The organism is Bradyrhizobium sp. JYMT SZCCT0180, assembly GCF_018130165.1.
GTDB lineage: Bacteria > Pseudomonadota > Alphaproteobacteria > Rhizobiales > Xanthobacteraceae > Bradyrhizobium.
This window is the reverse complement of sequence record NZ_JAFCLZ010000015.1, coordinates 213986-219985: the sequence shown is the minus strand read 5'-3', so window position 1 is coordinate 219985 and position 6000 is coordinate 213986. Positions and strand designations below refer to the sequence as shown.

Below are 6000 nucleotides of genomic sequence, written 5' to 3'. Positions count from 1 at the left end.
CGACATTCCCTGCGCAATGGCTTTACGGCTTATGACGCGCTCTCCCCGGTGAGACGGCCTCTATTGCCACCGTCGCCTCGCAGATCGCTCCGCAAGACTTGACGCCGTTACGGGCGCCAGGACCACACGCTTTCACCGTACGCTTCAGCCGCGACCGTCAATCGCAACTGTTACGTCCACCGCAACCCGCCCCTCGTCGTGACGACGGCCGACGCCCCTTGAGTGGGACGGGATGGGTGAGAATGTGCCGGTGATTTGGGCCGAAGGAAAGGGAAATATTTTTGATTTACAGAAATTTTGCGCTTGACACGATTTCCGTAAATCAGAATTGATTTGCCCGTCGGGTTGATTTGTCGCATGCGGGCAGCGAGATTTCGCTTGCGCCAAGAAGCTATCTACCGGTTCCAGGGCGCGCAAGTAGATCAGTGTTGACCATGCAGGTCTCGGAGCAAGGTGATAATATCCTGTTGCGTCTCGCTGACTGTCACGGTCGGGCCGCCTGCCTTGAGAGTGATCTTCGTGCTTGCGTCCGAGGCCTGCTCGATCAGAGCTATTTCACCGATGTTCACCTGAACAGGCCGCTTGTCTGAGTTAGTGAGATGTAGAAACCGAAAACTCCAAAATGCATCCCCTTGAGCCGGCGGGATAACGATCTCCCATTTGTACCCTGGGTCAGCAAGGAAGCTGGTCAGCGTACGGTCAGAGCGCTCTATGAGCAGTAGCCAACCTCCCGGCACCTTCATTCGAGAAGTTCGCGTCCGTGCGGAATAAGTCACGACTTCCCACAAATCCGAATCCCCTAATGGCTTTTCGGTCATTAGTCTCCCTCTCAGGTTGCAGCATCCAATTGAGGAACCGCAGCCGGATTCGGCAATAGCCCGTTCCCGATTATCCACCGACTAGAGCGCGCGCAGGCTGTCTGTCAGAGACCAGCCGTCACCGTTCTGGATTGACGGTACGGCTGGCCAAGCGGCCCGCGAAAGCATGCGCAAACACTGCGGCCGGGCCTTCGGATTACCGTCCGCGTTCATTTCCAACGAGGAGGCAAGGCGGCGATGGCAGCCCGTAGGGCGGATTGAGCCGAAGGCGTAATCCGCCGACCCGCTACAACGCAAACGTAGTCTGTGATATCCAACGTCCTACGTCGAATTGTGACGGCGCGTCCGCGACCGGCGAGAATGCGGAACGACGATTGCGAGGTCCCGAAATGGCGGATTACGCCTTCGGCTCCAATCCTGCCTACGAGCTCTGCTGCCGAACAAGCCTGGCCCGCACGCGGAATAAGCCGATTTCACACTCCGTGATTTGGATCACTGTACGCGAGCGCGCCGCAGAGCATTGAGACCGGAGCGACCACTTCGACTGCCAATTTCTGATGGCAGGTCATCGTGCGAGCCGCAGATCATTCTCAACGTCTGGAGAGCAAGGATGAAATCATTTCGCGTCCGTGTAACTGCCTGCATCGCCTCGCTGTTCGCCCTGGCATTCCTGTCGATCCCGTCGGCTTTCGCAGCTGACATCCCATCGGAGCGCGATCAGGATGTGATGATCCGATCGACCCTGGCCTCGTTCAATGATGCCAACATCGCCAATAACTACACCGTGTTCATGGCCAAGACATCGCGGCAGCTCCAGGCGCAGGTGACGCCGGAAAAGCTTCAGACGATATTCGTCTCGTTCCGCGAAAAGCAGATGTTCTTCGACGACATCGTCACCGCCACGCGCGTCTCCTCCGAGCCGACCAAAATCGATGAAGAAGGCGTGCTGGTGCTCGCCGGCGCATTCAAGACCGACGAGATGAAGGTGACGTATCGCCTGCGTTTCGTCATGAATGCCAAGGTCTGGAAGCTGCTCGGCATCAACGTCAATACAAACACCTGAACCAAATTCTCGATTATCAGGCCGGTGACATCGATCACCGGCCTGCCGCGTCGCGATGCCGCGACCTACGGTTCCGACGGGACGTCGATGATGGCCAACGCTCGAGGGCGCACCACTACACGTTCCCTTGAACGAAACCGTTCTTCGACACGACGAAACGCTCCGGAAACAAAGCTGTCGCAATATCTGCCCATCAGCACCCGGAAAAGGAGGATGGAATGCGTAAATTCATTCTCGGAGCCATTCTGTTGGCAGTAATCTCAGTGCCTGTTTACAATTTCTTCTCGGCAGCCCGCGATACGAAAGCGGCAACCTTCTCCGAGCGGTTTGCTCCCATTCTCAAATCGCCGACCGCGAGCTGACGGGATAAAGGCAGTGAACTTGCTGGCATTTTGGCCGGCATTGGCCTCATGCATGCCGGCCCGTCTGCGCGCCTAATTCTCGAAACCGACGAACACCGTGGCTTCCTCGACAGACTTGCGTTCGGACACGACCGCATTTGCCGGGAAACTCTCATCCGGCCAGCCTAGCGCGATGCTTTTCATGATGACCTGATCGTCGGCTATTCCGGCGTGCTCGCGTACCACAGGCGATTGCATGATGCCCTGACTGTTGATCACGGCGCCCAGCCCGCGAGACCAGGCGGCATTGACCAGGGCGGTCGCCACGGCGCCGCAATCGAAGGGCGTATCGTCGCTACCGTCAAGCACGCGGTCATAAGTGATAATCACGCATACAGGCGCGTCGAATTGACGGAAGCCGCGCAACACCCAGTCCTGGCGCCTGTCCTTGTCATCGCGCGCGATCCCCATCGCGGAGAATAATTGCTTGGCGACCCCGACCTGCCTGTCGCGGTGCGGACCTGCAAAGGCCTGACCGGTGCGGAATTCGCGCGACTGAGGTATGCCCGCCACCATCCGCTCGGTGTTGCCGGCGCGGATCCGGTCCAGCGGTTCGCCGGTGATGACATAGAAATTCCAGGGCTGGGTGTTCATCGACGACGGAGCGCGCATCGCCAGGGCGATGATTTCCGCAATCAGCTCCCTGGGTACCGGATCGGGCTTGTAACCGCGGATACTTCGGCGACCGAGGATAACGTCATCAAACTGCATGTGTCTAAGTTTCCCGAGGTGACTTCTGAACTGGCCTGGATTTTCGCGGTTTCCTCGCCTTCGCGCAAGCCGGAGGTCGGCCGCCGTAGGGAGGATTAGCGACAGCGTAATCAGCCGTTCGGTCGAACACAAAAGCGGCAGATTACGCCTTCCGCCCTCCTCTTCGAGCTACGGCGGGACAAGTCGGCTCAATCCGCCGTACCAGCTGTCACCTTAATAAGGTCCGATCAATGCGACATCAATGTCGGTTTGGTCATCGAGGCAAGCATGCCACGCGTCGTCCCACCCAGAATAAATTCCCGCAGCCGGGAATGGCCGTACCCGCCCATGACAATGAGGTCGGCAGCTGTATCGGCCGCATATGACAGGATTGCATTGTAAACATCGATCTTGCTGACGGGGATGCGCTCAATCGTGGCGTTTACTCCGTGACGGGTCAGGTGGGTCGCGATGTCAGCACCCGGAAGGTCTGCGCTTTTGGCGCTCTGGGTGTCCGCAGCAACAATACTCGTCGTGCCGGAGCGGATAAGAAACGGCATGGCATCGGCGACCGCTCGGGCGGCTGCCCGGCTGCCATCCCAGCACACCATGACATGATCGAGTTTGAGCCGCTCCTTCTGAATAAAAGGCACGATCAGCACCGGTCTTCCGGATTCGAACAGCGCGGCCTCAAGGACGATATTCGTGGTTCGATGATCCCGGTCCCCTTCAAACTGGCCAATGACGGAAAGATCGAATCGTCTTGCGATAAGCGCAAACTGGGTTGGTCCGTCGCGGACGTCAGTTTCAATTCTGCGTGTTTCGGCTGAAACGCCGGCGCGACGCGTCGCCTCGTCAAACGCGTTGGCCGCGGCCTCTGCGCGTTTGTGAGCTTCAGCTTGCTGGGCTCGAATAAAGTTAGCGGACAGGTCAATGCCACCGAGCACTGCCGGATAGAAGGCCGTCCCCATGATGTGCGCGCCGAATGTTTCCGCAACCGACAGGGCGTAATTGGAAACGCCATCTTGCGACGTACCGTAAGACAGGTTGACAAGGATGTCTTTGATCATGGCTCTGCCTCCAGTTAGGTGATCGCGCATCTACCCGTTCATTTATCCAGGGCCGGCTACTCCCGTTAGTTCGCATCAAGAAAACGCATCGAAAAGTATCACGAACCCGCGAAATCCTGCACCGTAAAACTGAGGTCGAGCACCTTCCACTCGCCGTAACGGTCGGCCGGCAGCATCGCATAGGGCTGGCAGGCTTGCAGCGCGCTGATCGCGCTGCGCATCAAGAGCGGGCCCTTGGCGGAAGCGCTGGCCTCGATCAGCTGCGGCTCCGCCGCGAGCTTGCCGTCCTGGCCCATGAACACGCGCAGCTTGACCTTGACGTCGTCGGAGCCTTTCAACGCGGGCGGAAGTTTCGAGCAGGTCCGCAAGTGCCGCCGGAACGCCGCGACGACGCTTGAATTGATGTCGGCGGTCGTGGTCGCCGGCGCGTCGAAATTGTCTTTGCCCTTGTCGGCCGCTGACGGCGCGCTCGGTTCCATCGGCGGCGGCAGACCGAGCATGACGTTGTATTTGACCGACAGATCAGGCTCGGGCGGCTTGTAGGCCGGCGTCTGCGTCACTTCCTGCGGCGGCGCGGCGGGCTGCGGCGCCGGGCTCGGTGCGGCCAACGCCTGCTTCTGCGGCGGCGGCGGAGGTGGCTGTTGAACCGCAGGCGCCGCCGCGGCCGCGGGCTTGTCGAGCGCAGTGAAATCCGGTTGCGGCGTCGGGCTCGCAGCCGGTTCCGGCGTCTTCTCGATCTCGGCCTTCTGGGGGATGTCCTGCTTTTCAGGAATGTCTTGCGGCGCGACGATATCGACCGCGATCGACTCAGGTGCGGCCGCGCCGAACGGATGCACGTCGGAGAACACAAGCAGCAACGCCAGCAGCGACAGATGGGCAATCACTGAAGCCGTCATGTCCGAAGGTATGATCTGGCGCAGGTTCATCGTACCGAGACAATCGAAGGGCCTTGCGATGGGCTTTGAGCATACCGCCCGGCGCGACCGCTGCTCAATCCCATTTCGGGGCGAAGCCGAAATCGGTGAGCCGGCGATTGGCACTGCCCATCTCGGAAATCTCGCGCATGTCGGCGTCCGACAGTTCGAAATCGAAGATCTCGATATTTTCAGACAGCCGCTCCAGCTTCGACGTCCGCGGGATCGCCGCCACGTTCTGCTGCACCAGCCAGCGCAGGCAGACCTGCGCTGACGTCTTGCGGTAGCGGTCGCCGATCCGCAGCAAGGCCTGGTCGTTCTTGACGCGGCCCTTGGCGACCGGGCTATAGGCCACGACAGCCATGCCATGGCGCGCGCAGGCTTCCCTCACCTTGGCCTGGTCGAGATAGGGATGGTATTCGACCTGGTCGCAGACCAGCGGTTCCGGGCACGCCGCCACCGCCTCCTCGATCAGCGCCACGGTGAAATTGGAAACGCCGATATGCCGGGCAAGCCCAAGCTGCTTGACCCGCGCCAGCGCGCCCAGCGTTTCCGAAAGCGGCACCTGCGGATTGGGCCAGTGCAGCAGCAACAAATCGATCTCGGTCAGGCGCAACCTGGCGAGACTTTCCTTGGTCGATCGCTCGAGGTCGTTGGGCGCGAAATGCGTGGTCCAGATTTTCGTCGTGACGAACACCTCGCCGCGCTTGACGCCGGAGCCGCGCAGCCCCTCGCCCACTTCGCGTTCGTTCTCGTAGACCTGCGCGGTGTCGATGTGGCGATAGCCGAGCCGCAGCGCCTGCTCGACCAGCCGCGCGCAGGTTCGTCCGCGCAGTTCCCAGGTGCCGAGCCCGATCGCCGGGATTTTTGCGCCGTTGGCTTCGATGAAGTGCATCGCCCATTATGGGCCGTCGGCAGCTCAGTGCCAACCCGCGCAATACGTCGCTCGCCTCCAGGATGCGAGTCACAGCGGCACATCCCTTGATTTGGCGCGATTTCCGTGGTAGCTACGCATCATGATCAACGTCGTACGCACCGCGAACC

At 60.2% G+C, this 6000-nt stretch carries 7 protein-coding genes; 2 read left to right on the top strand and 5 right to left on the bottom strand.

Annotated elements, in window-relative coordinates:
• Window positions 1-422: 422 nt before the first annotated feature.
• Window positions 423-818, bottom strand: coding sequence for a hypothetical protein (locus tag JQ641_RS23050; RefSeq protein ID WP_211998180.1), 396 nt, complete (start codon window positions 816-818; stop codon window positions 423-425).
• A 610-nt stretch (window positions 819-1428) separates the two neighbouring features.
• Here JQ641_RS23050 and JQ641_RS23045 point away from each other — a divergent pair.
• On the top strand, window positions 1429-1881 hold the full coding sequence (locus tag JQ641_RS23045) for a hypothetical protein (RefSeq protein WP_211998179.1): 453 nt from the start codon (window positions 1429-1431) through the stop codon (window positions 1879-1881).
• 218 nt (window positions 1882-2099) lie between these two features.
• Window positions 2100-2243: a hypothetical protein gene (locus tag JQ641_RS23040; protein WP_211998178.1), complete on the top strand. Its 144-nt coding sequence runs from the start codon at window positions 2100-2102 to the stop codon at window positions 2241-2243.
• 72 nt (window positions 2244-2315) lie between these two features.
• Here JQ641_RS23040 and JQ641_RS23035 read toward each other — a convergent pair whose 3' ends face one another.
• The 4 genes from JQ641_RS23035 to JQ641_RS23020 form a co-directional block, all read right to left on the bottom strand.
• Window positions 2316-2993: a nitroreductase gene (locus JQ641_RS23035; RefSeq protein WP_211998177.1), complete on the bottom strand. Its 678-nt coding sequence runs from the start codon at window positions 2991-2993 to the stop codon at window positions 2316-2318.
• Window positions 2994-3220: 227 nt separating this feature from the next.
• The gene (locus JQ641_RS23030; RefSeq protein WP_211998176.1) at window positions 3221-4042 is read right to left on the bottom strand and encodes a universal stress protein; all 822 of its coding nucleotides are present in this window, start codon (window positions 4040-4042) and stop codon (window positions 3221-3223) included.
• Window positions 4043-4140: 98 nt separating this feature from the next.
• The gene (tolA, locus tag JQ641_RS23025; protein ID WP_211998175.1) at window positions 4141-4968 is read right to left on the bottom strand and encodes a cell envelope integrity protein TolA; all 828 of its coding nucleotides are present in this window, start codon (window positions 4966-4968) and stop codon (window positions 4141-4143) included.
• Between the two features lie 64 nt (window positions 4969-5032).
• Window positions 5033-5851 carry an aldo/keto reductase gene (locus tag JQ641_RS23020; RefSeq protein ID WP_211998174.1) on the bottom strand — a complete coding sequence of 273 codons (819 nt, stop codon included), beginning with the start codon at window positions 5849-5851 and terminating at the stop codon, window positions 5033-5035.
• Window positions 5852-6000 lie beyond the last annotated feature (149 nt).